Below are 19,777 nucleotides of genomic sequence, written 5' to 3'. Positions count from 1 at the left end.
GCCACCTCGTCAACCGCTGCGGATCAGGGTTTGCACGCAAATCGCGTGCATTGTTACAGCCTCATGCAGACACGCTTACAGGACGAATCGCAGCGTGTTTGGGTGATTGTCCCCAGAAGCCGAAGTCCAGCGCCGGCTGCTCGCCGCTGATCAGCGCCGCCATGGCCTTGCCGGAGCCCGCGCCATGGGTCCAGCCCAGCGTCCCATGTCCTGCATTGATCCAGATACCCTGTGCCTGCGTGACGCCGATGCAGGGGATATTGGTGGGCGTGGCGGGACGCAGGCCGCACCAGAATTGCGGGTCGCCGCCCTCTTCGGGCAGGCGCGTATCGCAGACACCGGGCATCAGCTCTTCCACGCGCCGGACCAGCATCTCGCAGCGCGCACGTGCCGTCGATGTATCGAGACGCATGTCAAAACCGCCCAGCTCTATCGTGCCGGCCACGCGCAGATGGTCGCCCAGGCGGCTCATGGCAACCTTGCGACTGTCGTCGATGCTCGAAACCACAGGGGCCTTGTCAGGCTGCAGCAAAGGCAGAGTAGCGCTATAGCCCTTGCCAGGGTAGATCGGTGCTTTCACACCCAGCGGCGCCAGCAGCAAGGGCGTGTAGGAGCCGCAGGCCACGACCACCGCATCGGCACTCAGCATGCGTGCTGCACCGCCGGTGGTGGAGCGGATCTGCACACTGGCAGGCTTGCCGCTGCGTGCGGGCTGCAGGCTCAGAATATCCTGCTGATAGAGGAAATCCACACCCGCACCGGCACAGAGCTGGGCCAGCTTCTCGGTGAAGATGCGCGCGTCACCGCTTTCATCGGTTTCAGTGAAAGTGCCACCCGCAATATGGTCGGCATAGGGCGTGAATGCGGGCTCGATCTTCAGCAGCTCTTCGCGGCTTACCAGGCGGCGCTGCACGCCATACCGGCGCATCAGTTCCACGCCTTCCGCGGCTTCATCAAACGCCTGCTGGCTGCTGTAGAAATGGGCGATGCCGCGCTCCAGCCGCTGAAACTCCATGCCGGTCTTTCTCACCACATCCTTGAGCGCCGCATGGCTGTAGGCACCCAGCGCCACGATCTGCTGCACATTGCGCGCAAACGCCTTGTCGTTGCACTGAGCGAGGAACTGCAGACACCAGCGCCATTGCGCAGGGTCGAGCTGGGGACGAAACAGCAGCGGAGCCTCTTTGTCGAACATCCACTTGAGCGCCTTCCATGGCGCCTGGCGATTGGCCCAGGGTTCGCAGTAGCTCACGGAGATCTGCGCGCCATTGGCAAAGCTGGTCTCCAGCGCAGGGCCGGCCTGGCGGTCCACCACGGTGACTTGATGGCCGCGCTCGCGCAGATGCCAGGCGGTGCTGATGCCGATGATGCCGGCGCCGAGGACGATGATGTTCATGCGCCCAGTGTCTGCACTCTTGCGGACAACCAAAAGCATCATTAAATTTTCAGCAGTTTCATCAGTTTTGCTAATGATTTCTCATGCACTCCTGGGACCCTGCTGCACTGGAATGCCTGGCGGCCATCGTCGAAGAAGGCGGCTTCGAGCGTGCCGCGCAAAAGCTGCACATCACCCAGTCGGCCGTGTCCCAGCGCCTGCGCTCGCTGGAGGCACAGGTGGGCTCGGTGCTGGTGGAACGCACGCGCCCCGTCAAGCCCACGAGTGCCGGCCGCCTGCTGCTCAAACATGCCAAGCAGCTGCGCCTGCTGCGCGCCGATCTCGCACATGAGTTGCAGGAGCTGGCACCGCAGACCGGGCAAAGTCTGGCCGGAGAAATCGTCTCCATCGCCATCAATGCCGACAGCATTGCCACCTGGGCCATGACGGCTCTCGACGAACTGGTACGCGGCGGCCTGCCGCTGGAGGTGGTGGTCGATGACCAGGACTTCACGCAGGAGCTGCTGAGATCGGGTCAGGTCATGGGCTGCGTGACCACGCTGAGCCAGGCCATGCGCGGCTGCACGGTGCAGCCTTTGGGCGCCATGCGCTATGTGGCCGTTGCCGCTTGCGACTTCGCTCGTGACAGGCTGCCGCAGGGGCTGACACGCAAGAACTTCAACCAGCTGCCCTATCTCTCGTTCAACCGCAAGGACGATATGCAGGCCGAGTTCGTGGCGCGCTGCCTGGGTCTGCGCAATGTGTCGCTGCAGCACCAGATTCTGCTGCCCAGTTGCGAGGCCCAGGTACGTGCCGTACGCGCAGGCTGGGGCGTGGGCGTGCTGCCCCGGTTGCTGGCACAGCCTGCGCTGGAGAGCGGCGATCTGGTCGATGTCGCACCCGGCCATGCGCTGGCCATTGCGCTGTTCTGGCATTGCTGGAATCTGGAGTCGCGCGTGCTGGCGCGTGTGAGCCAGGCACTGCAGGGCAAGGCACGGGAGCTGCTGGACGCCGGCTGAGCTGCCCAGAAAAAAGGCCGTGCTGCAAGGCACGGCCGGGAAGTGTCAAATCAAACGGAGGTATCTTGATCAGGACTTACGCAAACAAGGATGCGCAAGAGGCATGCCCATAGGACAAACGTCTTGCCTGGACCTGATTTGCGTAAGTCGTATTGATTTTTGTAGCTGCACACGCTCATTCATCCATGATCTCAAGTTGATTGCTTGCTGATATCAAGACGTATCAAGCGCAGGCAGCTATGGATTTTTTAGCGAATCAGCAGAACAGGAATCGTGCAGCCAGCCAGCACCTGCGAGCTGACCGAGCCCATGACCAGGCGGCCCAGCGCACCATGGCCATGGGTGCCCATGGCGATGAGGTCGAACTTGCCGTCCTGCGCTTCCTTGATGATGGTGTCGGCAATCGGGCCAACCTTGCTGATGCTCTGCACTTGCACGCCACGCCCGTTCAGGAATTCCTGCACGGGCTGCAGAATCTTGGTCGATTCTTCGTCGTAATACTGCTCCACCACATCCCTGCCCAGCGCAGCGCGTGCACGGGGCGGCAGCAGCGGCTGCACGGTGATGATGGTGTACTCGTGACCCGTGCCCAGCATCTCCTGATGCGAGGTCAGATAGGCCAGCATCTTCTGGGTGTAGGCACTGCCGTCAACGGCCAACAAAATCTTCATCTCGGATCCTCCTTGTCGATGTTTCAAGACTAATGACTTGCCGCAGCTTGCGTCTTGACTTGCCTCAAGTCAATGGTGGATGCGGGCTGAAACTGCAGCTGCTCGCCCTTGCGCGCATAACCGAGGGGGTTGGCCACCACACGGCATTGCCAGCCGCTGCCATCTTCGCGTCGGCCGCGGGCGATGTAATCGCTGGCGCAGTGCAGATGGCCGTGCAGCCACAGGTCGGCATAGGGCAGACAGTCGTCCATGACGTTGCAAAAGCCCGCCGTTCCCGGCACCAGACCATAGCGTGGGTCGGCGCTGCGCAGGCTGGGCGCAAAGTGGGTCACGGCCACCGTGGAGCCGTCGAAAGGCTGCTGCAACGCGGCGCGCAGCCAGTCCTGGCAGAGCATGCTTTCCTCGCGCATGGGCTCGGCCAGAAATGGCTCGCCATGGCGCGTGCCGCCGGTCTTCTGCAAATAGAAGTTGGCCGCACGAAACGCTTTCTCGCGCAGCTGGTGCAAGCGGGTGAGGTCGGTCACGCCCTCGTGCATGGCCATGGCATCGAAGTCGCTCCACAGCGTGGTACCGATAAAGCGCACGCCGTCCATGACCACGGTTTCGCGGTCCAGCCAGATCAGGCCCAACTGATCGCAGGCACGCTGCAGGCGCAGGCGGGCTTCATCAAAATCCTGCATGTCGTATTCGTGGTTGCCGGGCACGAACAGCACCGGCGTGGGCCAGTTGGCGTACTGGGGCAGTGGCGAGAAACGCTCCAGCCCGAAGTACTCGCCCTGAACCTGCGAGTTGCTCTGGTAGGAGCCGATATCGCCGGCCAGCACCAGCAGGTCGGCACCGGCAGCCGGCTCGGCCACGAATTGGGGATGGACTTCAAGGTGCAGGTCGGACAGCAACTGGATCTTCATGCCCTCAGTTTATTAGGACTTGCGCAAGCACGGATGTGGCAACAACCGCTGCCTCGCGGCAAAGCGCTTGCCTGAACCTGCCTTGCCTCAATCGTGTTTGTTCAGCCAGGCAAGGCCACCTGGGCCGTGCCGTCGGCAAAAGTGATTTCCGCCGCCCGCGTCAGCGTCCTGAGCAGCCAGTCATAGGCCTGGGGATGCGGGCCGCGGCGGCGCCACAGCGCGTCCACATGCACGGGCGTGACGTCAAACGGCAGCTCGCGCAGCACCAGCTGCTCCTGCATGCCCGTCACGGGCACGAAGTGGCGCGGCAAGATGGTCAGCAGATCGGAGTTGATCACCACGCGCGCGGCCGTGAAGAACTGGTTGACCGTGAGCACCACATCACGCGAACGGCCCAGCGAGGCCAAGGCTTCATCGATGAAGCCGAAAGACCGGCCCGAAAAGCTCACAAGCATATGGCGCTCCGCGCAGTAGTTGTCCAGCGTGAGTGGCACATGCTCCAGCGGGTGGCCCTTGCGCATCACACACAGGTATTCACCTTCGTACAGACGGCGGCTGTCGAAGGCCACCAGTGCACCGGCCTGGGCACGGGCCGTCAGATCGGCCAGCACGGCGGGGAAATAGCCCACGGCCATGTCGGCCTGGCCGTCGTCCAGCAGCGGGCGCGGATCGCGCGTGGTCAGCGGCAACAAGCGCACGCTGATGCCCGGGGCTTCTTTTTCAAGAATGGGATATAGCGGCGGGATCAGCGTGGCCGCCGTGGCGTCAGCCATGGCGATCACAAAGGTGGTATCGGCCGTCGCGGGGTTGAAGTCATCGGGGGCCAGCACACCCTCCAGCTGCTGCATGGCCTCTCTGACCACCGGCCACAGAACCTGCGCACGCGGCGTGGGCTCCACGCCCTGACCCTGGCGTACCAGCAGCTCATCGCCCAGCACCTCGCGCAGGCGGCGCATGGCATTGCTGACGGCTGGCTGGGTGATGTTGAGCTTGTGAGCGGCCCTGGTCAGGCTGCGCTCGGACATGACCTCATCGAACACACGCAGCAGATTGAGATCCAGCGAGCGGAAGTTCAAGGGCATGACTTTCTCCAATACATCACCAGCATGAATGCTACAGATTCAAAATATAAATTTGAATGAATATAGGGTAATCCCTATAGTTCTACCTATTCCCCGGGCATGTCGCCAAAAGCGTGGGTCAAAGGGTTTACTGCCATGAGCAACTTTATTTACAACTCCTATTGTGTCGAGCACCCAGGTACGGTGCGTATCTATCAAGCTGAAGAAGAGCGTCTGGCCTCTGCCGCAGCACCGGCCCGTCGTCGTGTGGAATATCCACGTCAGCCCCTGCTGAGCTATCTGATCGCTGGTGCAGCTGCCTTGGTGGTGGTGCTTGCCCACTGGATCGAATCCTCTGAGCTGCAGGGCAATGTTCCCATGCTGACCGCCTGGATGGTTCTGTGGACCATGGCTTTCGCCGCCATCGCACTGTTCTCCACACCTGCCCGTCGCGCCATCCAGATGCTGCGCTCTGCCTATCGTGGCTGGAGCCGCAGCCGCCAGCAAGCCGCTGCCGATGAACGCGTCTGGAACGCCGCTCTGCAGGATGCGCGCCTGATGGCCGACCTGGCCCGAGCCATGGATCGTCAAAGCCGCTAAGCGCTGAAGCTTCCACAAAAAAGCCGCTGCCCATAAGGCCAGCGGCTTTTTGTTTGTTCTCGTACTGAGTTAACAGTTCGGGCACGGCCCATCTCAGAGGCAGCCAGCAAGAGCCGCCTCGCGGCGAAGCTGCCGTCCCCTCCGGCGCGAAGCGCCAGAGAGGGGGAAGCGGCGGGGCCGCCTAGGCAAAGCCGCTCAAGGGGAGCAATCAGGCGCTCAGTCGCTCTTCCAGCCTGGCCTTGGTATCGAGCAGGGCCTTGGGCAGGTGATAGGCCAGCTTGTCGAAGTGCTCGCCATGCAGCTTCATTTCCTCGGCCCAGGCTGCCTTGTCGATATTGGTCACGCTGTCGAACTGGGCGGCATCGAAATCCAGACCCGTCCAGTTGATTTCGGCGTACTGGGGGGCGATGCCAAAAGCCGTTTCCTGGCCCTGGGCCTGGCCTTCCAGGCGGTCGATCATCCACTTGAGCACGCGCATGTTCTCGCCGTAGCCGGGCCAGACGAACTTGCCTTCGGCGTTCTTGCGGAACCAGTTGGTGGTGAAGATCTTGGGCAGCTTGGCGCCCTGGGCTTCGATCTTGGCGCCCAGGTCCAGCCAGTGCTGGAAATAGTCGCTCATGTTGTAGCCGGCAAACGGCAGCATGGCGAAGGGGTCGCGGCGCACCACGCCTTGCGCGCCGAAGGCAGCAGCCGTGGTTTCGGAACCCATGGTCGCAGCCATGTACACGCCTTCGGTCCAGTCACGGGCTTCGGTCACCAGAGGCACGGTGGTCGAGCGACGGCCGCCGAAGATCATGGCATCGATCTTCACGCCAGCGGGATCGTCCCAGGCTTCGTCCAGAGCCGGGTTGTTGGTCGCGGCCACGGTGAAGCGGGCATTGGGGTGGGCAGCCTTTGCGCCGGTTTCCTTGGCGATCTGGGGCGTCCAGTCCTTGCCTTGCCAGTCGATCAGGTGATCGGGCAGCTTGCCCTGGTCCTTTTCCATGCCTTCCCACCACACGTCGCCGTCATCGGTCAGCGCCACGTTGGTGAAGATCACGTTCTTGTCCAGGCTCAACATGCAGTTCGGGTTGGTCAGCATATTGGTGCCGGGGGCCACGCCGAAGTAACCGGCCTCGGGGTTGATCGCGCGCAGCGAGCCGTCGGCCTGGGGCTTGATCCAGGCGATGTCGTCGCCGATGGTCGTGACCTTCCAGCCGTCAAAAGCCTTGGGCGGCACCAGCATGGAGAAATTGGTCTTGCCGCAGGCGCTGGGGAAGGCCGCCGCCACGTGGTACTTCTTGCCTTCGGGGTTGGTGACGCCCAGGATCAGCATGTGCTCGGCCAGCCAGCCCTGATCCTTGCCCATGGTCGAGGCGATGCGCAGCGCAAAGCACTTCTTGCCCAGCAGGGCGTTGCCGCCGTAGCCGGAACCGTAGGACCAGATTTCACGCGTTTCGGGGTAGTGAACGATGTACTTGGTCTTGCTGCAGGGCCAGGTGGTCTGGTCCTTCTCGCCGTCCTTCAGAGGTGCGCCGATGGTGTGGACGCAGGGCACGAATTCGCCGTCGGTGCCGATCACGTCGTACACGGCGCGGCCCATGCGAGTCATCAGCTTCATGTTGACGGCCACATAGGGGCTGTCGGACAGCTCGATACCCACGTGGGCGATGGGCGAGCCCAGGGGGCCCATGGAGAAGGGCACCACATACATGGTGCGGCCTGTCATACAGCCGTCAAACAGGGGCTGCAAAGTGGAGCGCATCTCGGCGGGAGCCATCCAGTTGTTGGTCGGACCGGCGTCTTCCTTTTTGGCGGAGCAGATATAGGTGCGGTCCTCGACACGGGCCACGTCCGAAGGATCGGTCCAGGCCAGGTAGCTGCCGGGGCGCTTGGCCAAAGGCTTGAAGGTACCGGCATCCACCAGTTGCTGGCACAGAGCGTCGTACTCGGCTTGCGAGCCATCGCACCAGTGGATCTTGGCGGGCTTGCACAGCGCGGCCATCTCGGCCACCCAGGCGACGAGCTTGGGGTTCTTGACGTATTCGGGCGCCTGAATCTTCAGGGTTTGCACAGCGGCGTTCATGGGGAAGTCCTTCAATTGAAAAAACCAGTTTTTCAAAGAAGCAGGCCCGCTGCGTCTTCGAAAAAAGGCTTTCCGAACCTTCCTCCCTAGCGTGTTTTCACGCTCGCAATCCGTCTGAAACAGTCATATCTGCCTTGCATTCCAAGGCAGTGGGACACCGATTCTAGGTAGGGGGGGTGAATTTGTCAGCAAATGCGCTGCAATATTTATGCGTTTTAAGCATCAGAATATGCACATATGTAAGCGGCGCGGGCATGAAAAAACCCCGCCATGCGGGGTTTTGCTGCCTGGAGCACATCGGCGACAGTTCAGGCCATGTGCACGGCAATGAAGGCCAGCAAGAACATCATCACCGCGCCAGCTGCGGGGATGATGACAGGGATAAAGGGCACGACGGCTTCGACGGCGTCCTGCGGTTCATGGTTCACGACGGGATCATCTGACATGCGATCAGCACTCCTGACAACAAGCGGTGGGATGGCAAAGGGGTCGCAATCATTCTAGGCATGAGCTGCCCATGGCCGCTAGGGGAAAGCCAGAACGGCCTGTGGAACTCTTCAGTCCGCGCCTTCCGGCGACTGCGGCTCCATGCCGAGCTGTCGACGAGCCATATAGCTGCGTGGCGGCAAACCCGTCATCTGCCGAAAAAAGCCTGTGAATGCGGCGTCGGTGCTGAAGTCCAGCGCATGGGCCACCCATTGCAGCGAGGACGGCTCGGTCAGCAATTCGATGGCCCGCATGAGCCGCCATTGCTGGCGCCACTGCTGATAGCCCATACCCGTATCGCGCTGGAAGATGCGGGCGATGGTGCGACTGCTGGCACCAGTCTGACCGGCGAGCATATGCAGCGGTGGCGGCACCTGTGTGCCCAGGGTTTGCAGCCATGCAGCCAGGCGCCGGTCGCTGGGCAGCGGCAACACCATGGGCTCGCTATTGGCCTGCTGCAGCTCGTCGAACGCCACCTGCAGCAACCGGGAAGCGGGACTGTCCCGCCAGTCGGTGGCGAAGGGCAACTGTGCCAAGCGCTCAAGCACAGCCTGCAACAGCTCTGTCGCTGTCCAGACCCGGATCTGCTGCGGCAAGCTGGGAAAGCGCCGGGTGTCCAGGTACAGCGAGCGGTAGTCCGTGACACGCGTCATCTGCGTGCGATGCGGGGTGTGGGGCGGAATCCAGGCGATGCGTGTGGGCGGCAGCATGACGAGCCTATCGGCCAGCACGATGCGCATGCAGCCTTGCGCGGAATACAGCAGCTGACCCAGCTGATGGGTATGGCGGCCCGAGTCAGGCCACCCGGGCCCCAGCCGGGCGGCCACGCCGAGAACGGGCACGTCATGAGCAGCGGCTTCGCGGTCTGCGTCGAACGCCCTGTGGGCGGCCAGCCAGGCCATGGTCATGTCTCCTGAAGATTGCGCGCCAGAGCGGTGCTGGGTCTAGGCTTTGTCCGATTCTAGTAATAAATCGTCATCGTTACGTAACTACGTCATCGAGTGCCTGCCTACATTGCCTGCCATGTCATCTGTTTTCTCTGTTCGCACCGGCCTGGCCTTGCCGGCGGCGCTACTGATGTTTCCCCAGGTCGTCGAGACCATGTACAGCCCGGCATTGCCATCGATTGCGCAAGGCTATGCCGTGACTTCGGCCCAGGCAGGGCAGACACTGTCGCTGTACTTTGCGGCCTTTGCTCTGGGCACAGTGTTGTGGGGTCGGCTATGCGATCGCTGGGGACGCCGGCCGGCAATGCTGACCGGGTTGACGCTCTACGGTATGGCGTCCTGCATGGCGCTCTGGGCACCGGATTTTGGCTGGCTGCTGGCCGCCCGTCTATTCGCCGCCATGGGGGCAGCCGTGGGCTCGGTGGTCACACAGACCGTGTTGCGCGACCAGTACGGCGGCGCAGAGCTGGCACAGGTCTTTGCACTCATGGGTCTGGCACTGGCCATCAGCCCTGCACTGGGGCTGTTGGCCGGTTCGGCCCTGGTGCACTGGCGCCAGCATGAAGGCGTGTTTCTGGGCTTGGTCTGGCTGGCGCTGCTGCTGAGCGCCTGGACTGCCGGGTCTCTGCCAGAAACCCGGCCTGCGGTTAGGGAGGGCCTGACACCTGTATGGCCGGTGCTGCGCCGCATGGCGCGGGATGCGGCACTGTGGCGCACGGCAAGCATGGTGGCCTGGTACAACTTATGCCTCTATGGCTTCTACCAGTTGATGCCTTTTCATCTGACGCATTGGGGTGCATCTTCATCCTGGCTGGCCACGGGCGGCGTTTTACTGGGCCTGGGCGCCGTGGCCGGTGCCTGGCTCAACCGGCGCTGGCTGGCCCAGGGCACGAACGCCACGGCCCTGGTCCGCAGGGCCAACGCCTTGTTGCTGGCTGCAGCACTTGGAGTCATGCTGGCCGTGCTTGGCCGCAGCGCTTGGCTGGTGGTTCCCATGGCCTTGGTGGCCCTGGCCTACGGTCTGGCCATTCCCAATCTGCTGGCACCGGCGCTGCAGCATTACACCGACTGCCGGGGCACGGCGGCCGCACTGCTGGGCTTGAGCTATTACACCTTACTGGGTGCGGGCCTGGCGCTGGCGGCGCTGGTGCAGCAGTTGGGCGTGGTCTGCCTGGCATCGGCGCTGGCCGTGCACTGGCTGCAACCGCGCGAGCCGCGCTGACATACCCGTGCCAGGGCGCGGTCGAAAGCAACAGCACTGCTTTCATGTCGACCATACGCCAACAGGTGCGCACTTGCATGCATGGGAATATGCTGAGTCCGTGGACAACCCGGCGCATGGCGCAGCCAGTGCAAGGCCGCAAAGCGGCGCCGAAGTCCATCGCCGAAAGGATGGCCGATATGGTCAGTGTCTCTTTCTTGTTGTGGCTGATCGCCCTGCTGCTGGTGATAGGCCTGGCGTCCACCTCGATCTGGATTTTTCGCGAATACGAACGTGGCGTGGTCTTCACGCTAGGGCGGTTCTGGAAGGTCAAGGGGCCGGGGTTGGTCTTCATCATTCCCGCGATTCAGCAGGTGGTGCGGGTGGACCTGCGCACCGTGGTGCTGGAGGTCCCGGCACAGGACGTGATCTCGCGCGACAACGTCTCGGTCAAGGTCAATGCCGTGGTCTATCTGCGCGTGGTGGATGCAGAGAAGGCCGTCATCCAGGTGGTCAACTATCTGGAAGCCACCAGCCAGCTCGCGCAAACCATGCTGCGCTCCGTGCTGGGCAAGCATCAGCTCGACGAGATGCTGGCGGAGCGCGAATCGCTGAACCTGGACATCCAGCAGGCGCTGGATGCACAGACCGATGCCTGGGGCATCAAGGTCGCGAATGTGGAGATCAAGCAGGTCGATCTGACCGAGTCCATGATCCGGGCGATTGCGCGCCAGGCCGAAGCCGAGCGCGAACGCCTCGCCAAGGTGATCCATGCCGAGGGCGAATTGCAGGCCTCGGAAAAACTGGCCCAGGCGGCAAAGGTCCTGGCACAGGAGCCCCAGGCCATCCTGCTGCGCTATCTGGAGACGCTGACCGTGATCGGCGCGGACAAGAACACGACCGTGGTCTTCCCCCTGCCCATGGATCTGGTCACGCCGCTCATGAAGAAGCTCGGGCCTTTGCAGGTCTGAACCGCAGCGGCCCACAATGCATGGATGCCGTCAGACCAGGGCGGCCTCCATGCCGGCGCGGCGCAGCTGGTCCAGCACCTCGCTCACATGGGCGTGGCCGCGCGTCTGCAGCACGAACTCGATCTCCACGTTCTGCGCGGCCAGCATGGTGAAGGCGCGCTGGTGATGCACCTCCTCGATATTGGCACCGGCACCGGCCACCGTGGCCGTGATCTGGGCCAGCACGCCGGGCACGTCGCGCGCGCTGACGCGCACGCGCGCCAGGCGGCCCGAGCGCACCATGCCGCGTTCGATGATGGCAGCCAGCAGCATGGGGTCGATATTGCCGCCCGACAGCACCAGTCCGACCTTCTTGCCCTTGAAGTGCCCGGGGTGACGCAGCAAGGCCGCCAGCCCTGCGGCACCAGCGCCCTCGACCAGCGTCTTTTCGATCTCCAGCAGCATGAGCACGGCCTGCTCGATATCGCCCTCGTCCACCAGCAACAGATCGTCCACGCAGCGCTTGACCACTTCCTGGGTGATGACTCCGGGCTGGGTCACGGCAATGCCTTCGGCAATCGTCGATGTGCCCATGGGCATATCGGTATGGCGCAGCGCATTGACCATGGAAGGAAAGCGCTGGGTCTGCACACCCACGACCTCGATTTCGGGCTTGATGGCCTTGGCTGCCGTGGCAATACCGGCGATCAGACCGCCACCGCCAATGGCGACGACCAGCGTGTCCAGATCGGGCTGAGCCTGCAGCATCTCCAAAGCCAAAGTGCCCTGACCTGCGGCAATGGCTTCGTCGTCATAGGGGTGGACAAAAGTCAGCTGCTGTTCCTGCGCCAACTGATAGGCATAGGCACGCGCTTCGGCCAGGGTGTCGCCATGCAGCACGACCTCGGCGCCAAAGCCGCGAGTGCGCTCCACCTTCACCCCGGGCGTGAAACGCGGCATGACGATGACGGCGCGCAGGCCCAGGCGCTGTGCGTGATAGGCCACGCCCTGAGCGTGATTGCCGGCGCTCATGGCGACCACGCCACGCGCGCGTTCGGCATCGCTGAGCATCAGCAGCTTGTTGAGCGCGCCGCGCTCCTTGAAGGATGCAGTGAATTGCAGGTTCTCGAACTTGAGGAACACCTGCGCATTCGTGATCTGCGAGAGCGTGCGGGATTCAACGCAAGGGGTCAGAAGCACGGCACCGTTCAGGCGTTCGGCGGCGGCTTGGATATCGGCATAGGTCAGCATGATGGCCCTATTGTGCAAGCGGTCAGGCACCACGTCCACGCGAGTTCGGCGGCTGTGACGCCTGTTGCGGACGCTCACCAATTCATAGCTGTCAGCGCTTTACAGCTATTGGTTTGAGGCTGAAAACACTGTTTTTCAAGTTCGACCTTGAAGACAGCACCTTCTAGGAATTACCCTGTGTTTTACTGAAAACATGCAACATAGTGCTTATTTTTTGCTGCTTTTTTTCCATGATTCTGCATAATTGTGCCAACACCCAGTCAATAACTGCATTATTTTTCATCTCACCAGGAGTCGAGCATGCAGCAACCCATCGTCGATTACCGCACCGAGCCCAGCCAGTACCAGCACTGGTCGTTTGAAGTCGAGGGCAGCATCGCCCGCATGAAGCTCGACATTGCCGAAGACGGTGGCATACGCCCCGGCTACAAGCTCAAGCTCAACAGCTATGACCTGGGGGTGGACGTGGAGCTGCATGACGCGCTGAACCGCATCCGTTTCGAGCACCCCGAAGTCAAGAGCGTCATCGTCACCAGCGGCAAGGAGCGCATCTTCTGCTCGGGAGCCAATATCTTCATGCTCGGCGTTTCCTCGCATGCGTGGAAGGTCAACTTCTGCAAGTTCACCAACGAAACGCGCAACGGCATCGAAGACAGCTCCCGCCACGACGGCCTCAAGTTCGTCGCTGCCGTCAATGGCGCCTGCGCCGGTGGTGGCTACGAGCTGGCCCTGGCCTGTGATGACATCGTGCTGATCGACGACCGCTCCTCCTCGGTCTCTCTGCCCGAGGTGCCGCTGCTGGGCGTGCTGCCTGGCACGGGCGGCCTGACCCGTGTGACCGACAAGCGCCATGTACGCCACGACCTGGCCGACATCTTCTGCACCAGCGTGGAAGGCGTGCGCGGCCAGCGTGCGGTGGACTGGCGCCTGGTCGATGCGATTGCCAAACCAGCGCAGTTTGCCGATGTGGTCAACCAGCACGCCGCAAAGCTGGCTGAAAACAGCTCGCGCCCCGCATCTGCCAAGGGTGTTCAGCTCACGAAGATAGAGCGAACCCCAAGCCCGAACGCCATGGCCTACACCCATGTCGTTGTCGATATCGACCGCAGCAAGCGCTGCGCCACCCTGACCGTGAAAGCGCCACAAGGCGATCAACCCGGCACCGTGGAAGCCATTGAAAATGCCGGCGCCGCCTGGTGGCCATTGGCCATGGGCCGCGAGCTGGACGATGCCATCCTGCACCTGCGCACCAATGAGCCGGACATCGGCACCTGGATTCTGAAAACCGAAGGCGATGGTGCTGCCGTACTGGCCATGGACCAGACCCTGATCGCCCACCAGGACCACTGGCTGGTACGCCAGACCATAGGCCTGCTGCGCCGCACGTTTGCACGCCTGGATGTGTCCTCGCGCTCGCTGTTCGCGCTGATCGAACCCGGCTCCTGCTTTGCCGGCATGCTGGCCGAGCTGGCGTTCTGCGCCGACCGCGCCTATATGCTGGTGCTGCCCGATGAAACCGACCGCGAGCCCGTCATTCAGCTCGATGAATTCAACTTTGGCCTGCTGCCTCTGGTCAACGACCAGAGCCGTCTGCAGCGCCGCTTCTACGAAGAGACAGAGCCGATGGAGGCCGCACGCCATGCAGTGGGCCAGAAGCTCAATGGTGATGCCGCCCAGAAGCTGGGCCTTGTCACGGCTGCACTTGACGATATCGACTGGGTTGACGAAATCCGCATCGCCATTGAAGAGCGCGCCGCCATGTCGCCCGATGCACTCACAGGCCTCGAAGCCAATCTGCGTTTCGCCAGCCAGGAAAACATGGTCACGCGCATCTTTGGCCGCCTCTCGGCCTGGCAGAACTGGATCTTCAACCGCCCCAATGCCGTGGGCGAAAAAGGCGCTCTCAAGCTGTATGGAACCGGCCAGAAAGCCGGCTTCGATTTCAATCGCGTTTGATATCCACGACCTTCAGGAGACACCCCATGAGCAGCATCGACTACACCCAGAAGATTCCCAACAATGTGGACCTCAGCGGCGACCGCACCCTGCAGCGTGCGCTGGAGAGCTGGCAGCCCAACTTCATCAAGTGGTGGGACGATGTGGGCCCCGAAGGATCGACCAACTACGACGTCTATCTGCGCACGGCGGTGAGCGTGGACCCGCAAGGCTGGGCACAGTTCGGTTACGTCAAGATGCGTGACTATCGCTGGGGTATTTTTCTGAACCCTGCCGAGCAGGATCGCAGCATCCATTTCGGCGATCACAAGGGCGAGAAGGCCTGGCAGGACGTGCCCGGCGAACACCGCGCGAACCTGCGCCGCATCATCGTCACCCAGGGCGATACCGAGCCTGCATCGGTGGAGCAGCAGCGCCACCTGGGCCTGACCGCACCATCGCTGTATGACCTGCGTAATCTGTTCCAGGTCAATGTGGAGGAAGGCCGCCATCTGTGGGCCATGGTCTACCTGCTGCACAAGCATTTCGGCCGCGATGGTCGCGAGGAAGCCGAGGCCCTGCTGGAGCGCCAATCGGGCGATGAAAACAACCCGCGCATTCTCGGTGCCTTCAACGAAAAAACGCCGGACTGGCTGGCATTTTTCATGTTCACCTATTTCACCGACCGGGACGGAAAATTCCAGCTCGCCGCGCTGGCCGAAAGCGCTTTCGATCCGCTGGCGCGCACCACCAAGTTCATGCTGACAGAGGAAGCCCACCACATGTTTGTGGGCGAGTCCGGCGTCTCCCGCGTGCTGGCCCGCACCTGCCAGATGATGAACGAACTCAAGACCGATGATGTGAACAAGCTGCGCAATGCGGGTGTCATCGATCTGCCCACGATTCAGCGCTATCTGAACTTCCACTACAGCGTCACCATCGACCTGTTTGGCGCGGACCAGTCGAGCAACGCTGCCACCTTCTACAGCTCGGGCCTCAAGGGCCGCTACGAGGAAGGCAAGCGCGAAGACGACCACAAGCTGCACGACCAGAACTACAAGGTGCTGGAGGTCGTGGACGGTCAGTTGCGCGAGAAGGAAGTGCCCATGCTCAACGCCTTGAACGAGGTGCTGCGTGACGACTACATCAAGGACAGCAATGCCGGCGTGGGCCGCTGGAACAAGGTCATGGAAAAGGCCGGCATAGCCTTCCGTTTGACCGTGCCGCACAAGGCCTTCAACCGCCAGATCGGCGCGCTGGCCGGTGTGCGCGTCAGCCCCGAAGGCCGCCCCGTGAGCGAGCAGGAATGGCAAGCCAAAAAGAATGAATGGCTGCCCACCGATGACGACCGCACCTTTGTGGCCTCGCTGATGAAGCAATGTCTGGAGCCCGGCAAATTTGCCGGCTGGATTGCAGCACCGGTCATGGGCATCAACCGACAGCCTGTGGATTTCGAATACGTGAAGTTCGCGTAACCCCCTGAGCGGCTAGGCCGCTTCCCCCAAGGGGGACGGCATCTTCGCTGCGGGGCGGCCCTTGCTTGATGCCTCTGAGTTGGGTGGAGCTTGGGTTGCGCCGGTTTGGAGAACAAGATGAGCACCACCACGCTGATTGAAAACGGCATTCTGAACCAGCATCTGATCGACCCGGAAATCTGCATTCGCTGCAACACCTGCGAAGCGACTTGCCCGGTCGATGCGATCACGCATGACGACACCAACTATGTCGTCAAGGCTGATGTCTGCAATGGCTGCATGGACTGCATCTCGCCCTGCCCCACGGGCTCCATCGACAACTGGCGCAAGGTGCTGGTGAGCAGGCCCTATACGGTGCAAGAACAGCTGGGCTGGGAGAGTCTTCCCACAGAGCTTCCAGACGATGTGCTGGCCGCTGCGCAAAGCACCGCCGGCAGCGGCGATGTGCAGGATCTGAGCCAGGCCCAGGCCGTGATTGCGGCTGCTGCCGGTATTGCACCCAACGCCAGCAGCAGCGGCGCGGTGACGGAGGCCGAAGTCTTTCGCGCCGCCAGTTTCGGGGCCACCACACCGCCCTGGTCTGCGGCCCATGCCTATACCAATCTGCATGGACCCAAGGCCCCGGTCACGGCCACCGTGGTGGGCAATATCAACTGCACGGAAACCGGCTTTGACAACGAGACCCATCACATCGTGCTGGACCTTGGCTCCATGCCCTTTCCGGTGCTTGAAGGCCAGTCGATTGGCATCATCCCGCCCGGTGTGGATGCCAGCGGCAAGCCTCATGTGGCACGCCAATACTCGGTGGCCAGTGCGCGCAATGGCGAGCGGCCCGGCTACAACAATCTGGCGCTGACGGTCAAACGCGTGGTCGAGGATCACAATGGCCACGCCGTGCGCGGCATCGCCAGCAACTATCTCTGCGATCTGCAGGTGGGTGCAAAGGTGCAGGTCATAGGCCCGTTTGGCAGCAGCTTTCTCATGCCCAACCACCCGCGCTCGCACATCGTGATGATCTGCACCGGCACGGGCAGCGCGCCCATGCGCGCCATGACGGAGTGGCGCCGCCGTCTGCGCAAGAGCGGCAAATTCGATGGCGGCAAGCTGCTGCTTTTCTTCGGTGCGCGCACGCCGCAGGAGCTGCCCTATTTCGGCCCGCTGCAGAACCTGCCCAAGGATTTCATCGACAACAATTTCGCGTTCTCACGTGTGGCGGGACAGCCCAAACGCTATGTGCAGGACGCCATGCGCGAGCGCTCTGTCGACCTGGCCGAGCTGCTGCGCGACGACAACACGCATATCTATGTCTGCGGCCTCAAAAGCATGGAAGAAGGCGTGGTGCTGGCCCTGCGCGATGTGGCCCAGCAAGGCGGCATGAACTGGGATGATCTGGGTGCCAAGCTCAAGCGCGAAGGGCGTCTGCACCTGGAAACCTATTGAGCCCTTGAAGTGCATTGGGACAGCGGCCGCACGTGGCGGGCAAGCAAGGGAGTCATCACCGCATCACTACGGCTGCGCCTGTCATGCCGTTGACAGCGCGGCCTCTCATGCCGCCCTACAGTGGCCGCACAACACCCCATGGAGACAGGCATGAACGCACGGGCGAATTTCATCCGCATGCAGGACAGCACGCGTGAAGACTGGCAGTTGATAGGCGGCGAATTCGCGCACTTTGTGAAGGGGCTGCCGGACCGGGTGATGACTCATCTCAAGCTGCTGGAAGGCGACTATGGCGGTTTTCCGGTAGACCGCTACACCCACTCGCTACAGACCGCCACACGCGCCCTGCGCGATGGCCGCGATGAGGAATATGTGGTCTGTGCCCTGCTGCACGACATTGGCGATACCCTGGGTTCGTTCAACCACCCCGATATTGCCGCGGCGATTGTTCAGCCCTTCGTGAGCGAAGCCAACCACTGGATGGTCAAGCACCACGGCATCTTCCAGGGCCACTATTTCTTCCACCATCTCGGCATGGACAGGGACATGCGCGAACAGTTCAAGGACCACCCCCACTACGAACTCACGGCCGAGTTCTGCGAGCTCTACGACAACCCGGCCTTCGACCCCAAGGGCGAGACGCTGCCGATCTCGGAATTCGAGCCCATGCTGCGCCGCCTCATGGCCTCGCCCAAGCAAAGCCTCTACAAGCAGGCCATGGCCCGGTGAGCAGTGATGGACCTCAAGCCTCGGTCTGACTGCGGGCCAGGCGCTCGCTCTTCCAGTAAACGTCGTCACCGCCGTCGACACGGTTGAGCACCCGGGCCAGCACAAACAGCAGATCGGACAGGCGGTTCAGATACTGGCGCGGTGCGGCTCGCATGGCCTCGGCCTGCTCCAGCGCCACCACATGGCGCTCGGCGCGGCGCGCCACGGTGCGGCAGACATGGGCCTGCGATGCCGCCCGCGTACCGGCGGGCAGAATGAATTCCAGCAGGCGCGGCAATTGCGCGTTGTAGTGGGCCAGCGCATTGTCCAGCTGCAGCAGCGCATCATCCTTGAGCAGTTCATAGCCGGGCATGGACAGCTCGCCGCCCAGGTTGAAAAGCTGGTGCTGAATATCGATCAGCAGGTCGCGCACGTCCTGCGACAGCGGCTCGCACAGCAGCAGACCGATATGCGAATTCAACTCGTCCACATCGCCCATGGCATGCGGGCGGCCGCTGTTCTTGGAGACGCGGGTGTTGTCGCCCAGTCCGGTGGTTCCGTCATCGCCCGTGCGGGTGGCGATCTGCGTGAGGCGGTTGCCCATGGCTGTTCCTTGTTCAATCAATGCGGGTGCAAGCCTTGATTGTGCTTGAGGCGCAGAGCCCATGGACTGACGATCACCTCAGGCTAGTGACGGCTCCTGCGCAGTCACCGGCAACGCGAACTCCGGCCCACCATATTCCAGGTGGATTTCATGCTGGCCGCAGAGCAAGCGCTGGGCCCAGGTCTCGACCAGTGCACGGCTTGCCGCGTCCACGCCAGAGCCCATCTCCAGCCGCACCAGCTCAGGCTCCTCCAGTCCAAAAGAACGGTAACCGCCCAGCGGCAAAAGACCATGTGCATGGTCTTCAATGGCGCGAAACAGCGCGGCTCCCGAATCGCAGATGGCCGAAGCGAGAAATACCTGCGGATCGCGCTCGACCCAGTTCAGCACATTGCCGATCTGTGCCACGCCATGCTCGCGGCAGGCTTGTGAAACACCGCTGCGCCCGCCATCGACCATGGCGAACAGCACATCCAGCCCACTGTGGCCAGCCATATCGGAAACGCAGGCCCGGGCCCACTCGGGGCGGTGCTGATGGCCGCAGAACTGGGTCACAATGCCCCCCTCGAAACCGGCAGCCTTGAGCCCGTCGATATAGGCGGCACGACCGCGCAAACCCGGTGGCACTTTCTCGCCCGAAAAATGCCCCGCTACGCGCGTCTTGCTGTACTGGCTGGCCAGCACACCGGCCAGAAAGGCCGACTGCTCCTGCAACACCTCATAGCGCGCCACATTGGCGGCACTCCAGCTGCCCTGGGTCACCACAAACGCCTGCCCGGGCCAGCGCTTTGCGAGGATCTGCACGGGCCCGTCACCCTGCCCGCCATGGGCCAGGATCAAGGCATAGCGACCATCGCCAAGCACGGACATTTCCTGAGCGCGCTGCTCGGCACTTTGGCCTGCAACCCACAGCACATCGACATCGTAGCCAGCGCGCCGCGCCTGGTGCGCGCCCTGCAGTCCTGATTCGTTGAAACTGCCCTGCCCTTCGGGACCGAACAGCACGACGGCATAACGGCTTGCGCCGCAGCTTCCACGCGAGACATGAACAGATGGAATGGAGCTTGTCATATGTGTTCTC

18 protein-coding genes are annotated in these 19,777 nt (G+C 62.4%); 8 read left to right on the top strand and 10 right to left on the bottom strand.

From position 1 onward, the window contains the following. Window positions 1-61: 61 nt before the first annotated feature. Window positions 62-1,438 (bottom strand): D-amino acid dehydrogenase, encoded by a 1,377-nt coding sequence (locus QMY55_RS00300; protein ID WP_283486738.1) that lies wholly within the window; start codon window positions 1,436-1,438, stop codon window positions 62-64. Window positions 1,439-1,479: 41 nt separating this feature from the next. On the opposite strand from QMY55_RS00300, the gene QMY55_RS00295 reads away from it, so the two are divergent. Next, window positions 1,480-2,394: a LysR family transcriptional regulator ArgP gene (locus QMY55_RS00295; protein ID WP_283486737.1), complete on the top strand. Its 915-nt coding sequence runs from the start codon at window positions 1,480-1,482 to the stop codon at window positions 2,392-2,394. A 248-nt stretch (window positions 2,395-2,642) separates the two neighbouring features. On the opposite strand, the gene QMY55_RS00290 is transcribed toward QMY55_RS00295, so the two are convergent. The 3 genes from QMY55_RS00290 to QMY55_RS00280 all read right to left on the bottom strand — a co-directional run bounded on the left by QMY55_RS00290 (window position 2,643) and on the right by QMY55_RS00280 (window position 5,055). Beyond that, window positions 2,643-3,065, bottom strand: a complete 423-nt coding sequence (locus tag QMY55_RS00290; protein ID WP_283486736.1) for a universal stress protein — start codon at window positions 3,063-3,065, stop codon at window positions 2,643-2,645. 29 nt (window positions 3,066-3,094) lie between these two features. Beyond that, window positions 3,095-3,973: a metallophosphoesterase gene (locus QMY55_RS00285; protein WP_283486735.1), complete on the bottom strand. Its 879-nt coding sequence runs from the start codon at window positions 3,971-3,973 to the stop codon at window positions 3,095-3,097. Window positions 3,974-4,074: 101 nt separating this feature from the next. Further along, window positions 4,075-5,055 carry a LysR family transcriptional regulator gene (locus QMY55_RS00280; RefSeq protein WP_283486734.1) on the bottom strand — a complete coding sequence of 327 codons (981 nt, stop codon included), beginning with the start codon at window positions 5,053-5,055 and terminating at the stop codon, window positions 4,075-4,077. 135 nt (window positions 5,056-5,190) lie between these two features. Between QMY55_RS00280 and QMY55_RS00275 the strand changes: the two genes are divergently transcribed. Then, complete coding sequence (locus QMY55_RS00275; protein ID WP_283486733.1) at window positions 5,191-5,634, top strand: hypothetical protein; 444 nt, start codon at window positions 5,191-5,193, stop codon at window positions 5,632-5,634. A gap of 208 nt (window positions 5,635-5,842) precedes the next feature. Here the strand turns inward: QMY55_RS00275 and QMY55_RS00270 are convergent, their stop codons facing one another. The 3 genes from QMY55_RS00270 to QMY55_RS00260 all read right to left on the bottom strand — a co-directional run bounded on the left by QMY55_RS00270 (window position 5,843) and on the right by QMY55_RS00260 (window position 9,087). Next, window positions 5,843-7,699: a phosphoenolpyruvate carboxykinase (GTP) gene (locus QMY55_RS00270; protein WP_283486732.1), complete on the bottom strand. Its 1,857-nt coding sequence runs from the start codon at window positions 7,697-7,699 to the stop codon at window positions 5,843-5,845. Between the two features lie 308 nt (window positions 7,700-8,007). Further along, the gene (locus QMY55_RS00265; protein ID WP_283486731.1) at window positions 8,008-8,145 is read right to left on the bottom strand and encodes a hypothetical protein; all 138 of its coding nucleotides are present in this window, start codon (window positions 8,143-8,145) and stop codon (window positions 8,008-8,010) included. A gap of 111 nt (window positions 8,146-8,256) precedes the next feature. Next, entirely contained in the window at window positions 8,257-9,087 is an 831-nt protein-coding gene (locus QMY55_RS00260; protein WP_283486730.1) for an AraC family transcriptional regulator, read from the bottom strand. 121 nt (window positions 9,088-9,208) lie between these two features. Between QMY55_RS00260 and QMY55_RS00255 the strand changes: the two genes are divergently transcribed. Together QMY55_RS00255 and QMY55_RS00250 are read left to right on the top strand one after the other, a co-directional pair. Beyond that, complete coding sequence (locus QMY55_RS00255) at window positions 9,209-10,354, top strand: MFS transporter (RefSeq protein ID WP_283486729.1); 1,146 nt, start codon at window positions 9,209-9,211, stop codon at window positions 10,352-10,354. A 179-nt stretch (window positions 10,355-10,533) separates the two neighbouring features. After that, window positions 10,534-11,304, top strand: a complete 771-nt coding sequence (locus tag QMY55_RS00250) for a slipin family protein (protein ID WP_283489057.1) — start codon at window positions 10,534-10,536, stop codon at window positions 11,302-11,304. 30 nt (window positions 11,305-11,334) lie between these two features. Here QMY55_RS00250 and QMY55_RS00245 read toward each other — a convergent pair whose 3' ends face one another. Beyond that, window positions 11,335-12,534: a threonine ammonia-lyase gene (locus QMY55_RS00245; protein ID WP_283486728.1), complete on the bottom strand. Its 1,200-nt coding sequence runs from the start codon at window positions 12,532-12,534 to the stop codon at window positions 11,335-11,337. 300 nt (window positions 12,535-12,834) lie between these two features. Between QMY55_RS00245 and boxC the strand changes: the two genes are divergently transcribed. The 4 genes from boxC (at window position 12,835) to QMY55_RS00225 (ending at window position 18,113) form a co-directional block, all read left to right on the top strand. Next, window positions 12,835-14,490, top strand: a complete 1,656-nt coding sequence (boxC, locus tag QMY55_RS00240; RefSeq protein WP_283486727.1) for a 2,3-epoxybenzoyl-CoA dihydrolase — start codon at window positions 12,835-12,837, stop codon at window positions 14,488-14,490. Window positions 14,491-14,516: 26 nt separating this feature from the next. Beyond that, the gene (gene boxB / locus QMY55_RS00235; protein WP_283486726.1) at window positions 14,517-15,944 is read left to right on the top strand and encodes a benzoyl-CoA 2,3-epoxidase subunit BoxB; all 1,428 of its coding nucleotides are present in this window, start codon (window positions 14,517-14,519) and stop codon (window positions 15,942-15,944) included. Between the two features lie 117 nt (window positions 15,945-16,061). After that, complete coding sequence (gene boxA / locus QMY55_RS00230; protein ID WP_283486725.1) at window positions 16,062-17,384, top strand: benzoyl-CoA 2,3-epoxidase subunit BoxA; 1,323 nt, start codon at window positions 16,062-16,064, stop codon at window positions 17,382-17,384. Window positions 17,385-17,534: 150 nt separating this feature from the next. Continuing rightward, window positions 17,535-18,113, top strand: coding sequence for an HD domain-containing protein (locus QMY55_RS00225; RefSeq protein WP_283486724.1), 579 nt, complete (start codon window positions 17,535-17,537; stop codon window positions 18,111-18,113). 13 nt (window positions 18,114-18,126) lie between these two features. Here the strand turns inward: QMY55_RS00225 and QMY55_RS00220 are convergent, their stop codons facing one another. Together QMY55_RS00220 and QMY55_RS00215 are read right to left on the bottom strand one after the other, a co-directional pair. Then, the gene (locus tag QMY55_RS00220) at window positions 18,127-18,696 is read right to left on the bottom strand and encodes a cob(I)yrinic acid a,c-diamide adenosyltransferase (RefSeq protein ID WP_283486723.1); all 570 of its coding nucleotides are present in this window, start codon (window positions 18,694-18,696) and stop codon (window positions 18,127-18,129) included. 78 nt (window positions 18,697-18,774) lie between these two features. After that, on the bottom strand, window positions 18,775-19,767 hold the full coding sequence (locus QMY55_RS00215) for a BMP family ABC transporter substrate-binding protein (protein ID WP_283486722.1): 993 nt from the start codon (window positions 19,765-19,767) through the stop codon (window positions 18,775-18,777). Window positions 19,768-19,777: the final 10 nt, after the last annotated feature.

This window comes from Comamonas resistens (assembly GCF_030064165.1).
Classification (GTDB): domain Bacteria; phylum Pseudomonadota; class Gammaproteobacteria; order Burkholderiales; family Burkholderiaceae_C; genus Comamonas; species Comamonas resistens.
This window is presented reverse-complemented; position numbering and strand designations above follow the sequence as displayed.

What these genes read in the sequence shown, in the direction of transcription:
- QMY55_RS00300 (WP_283486738.1), bottom strand. Translation starts at nt 1,438, where the DNA reads ATGATGCTTTTGGTTGTCCGCAAGAGTGCAGACACTGGGCGCATGAAC.
- QMY55_RS00295 (WP_283486737.1), top strand. Translation starts at nt 1,480, where the DNA reads ATGCACTCCTGGGACCCTGCTGCACTGGAATGCCTGGCGGCCATCGTC.
- QMY55_RS00290 (WP_283486736.1), bottom strand. Translation starts at nt 3,065, where the DNA reads ATGAAGATTTTGTTGGCCGTTGACGGCAGTGCCTACACCCAGAAGATG.
- QMY55_RS00285 (WP_283486735.1), bottom strand. Translation starts at nt 3,973, where the DNA reads ATGAAGATCCAGTTGCTGTCCGACCTGCACCTTGAAGTCCATCCCCAA.
- QMY55_RS00280 (WP_283486734.1), bottom strand. Translation starts at nt 5,055, where the DNA reads ATGCCCTTGAACTTCCGCTCGCTGGATCTCAATCTGCTGCGTGTGTTC.
- QMY55_RS00275 (WP_283486733.1), top strand. Translation starts at nt 5,191, where the DNA reads ATGAGCAACTTTATTTACAACTCCTATTGTGTCGAGCACCCAGGTACG.
- QMY55_RS00270 (WP_283486732.1), bottom strand. Translation starts at nt 7,699, where the DNA reads ATGAACGCCGCTGTGCAAACCCTGAAGATTCAGGCGCCCGAATACGTC.
- QMY55_RS00265 (WP_283486731.1), bottom strand. Translation starts at nt 8,145, where the DNA reads ATGTCAGATGATCCCGTCGTGAACCATGAACCGCAGGACGCCGTCGAA.
- QMY55_RS00260 (WP_283486730.1), bottom strand. Translation starts at nt 9,087, where the DNA reads ATGGCCTGGCTGGCCGCCCACAGGGCGTTCGACGCAGACCGCGAAGCC.
- QMY55_RS00255 (WP_283486729.1), top strand. Translation starts at nt 9,209, where the DNA reads ATGTCATCTGTTTTCTCTGTTCGCACCGGCCTGGCCTTGCCGGCGGCG.
- QMY55_RS00250 (WP_283489057.1), top strand. Translation starts at nt 10,534, where the DNA reads ATGGTCAGTGTCTCTTTCTTGTTGTGGCTGATCGCCCTGCTGCTGGTG.
- QMY55_RS00245 (WP_283486728.1), bottom strand. Translation starts at nt 12,534, where the DNA reads ATGCTGACCTATGCCGATATCCAAGCCGCCGCCGAACGCCTGAACGGT.
- boxC (WP_283486727.1), top strand. Translation starts at nt 12,835, where the DNA reads ATGCAGCAACCCATCGTCGATTACCGCACCGAGCCCAGCCAGTACCAG.
- boxB (WP_283486726.1), top strand. Translation starts at nt 14,517, where the DNA reads ATGAGCAGCATCGACTACACCCAGAAGATTCCCAACAATGTGGACCTC.
- boxA (WP_283486725.1), top strand. Translation starts at nt 16,062, where the DNA reads ATGAGCACCACCACGCTGATTGAAAACGGCATTCTGAACCAGCATCTG.
- QMY55_RS00225 (WP_283486724.1), top strand. Translation starts at nt 17,535, where the DNA reads ATGAACGCACGGGCGAATTTCATCCGCATGCAGGACAGCACGCGTGAA.
- QMY55_RS00220 (WP_283486723.1), bottom strand. Translation starts at nt 18,696, where the DNA reads ATGGGCAACCGCCTCACGCAGATCGCCACCCGCACGGGCGATGACGGA.
- QMY55_RS00215 (WP_283486722.1), bottom strand. Translation starts at nt 19,767, where the DNA reads ATGACAAGCTCCATTCCATCTGTTCATGTCTCGCGTGGAAGCTGCGGC.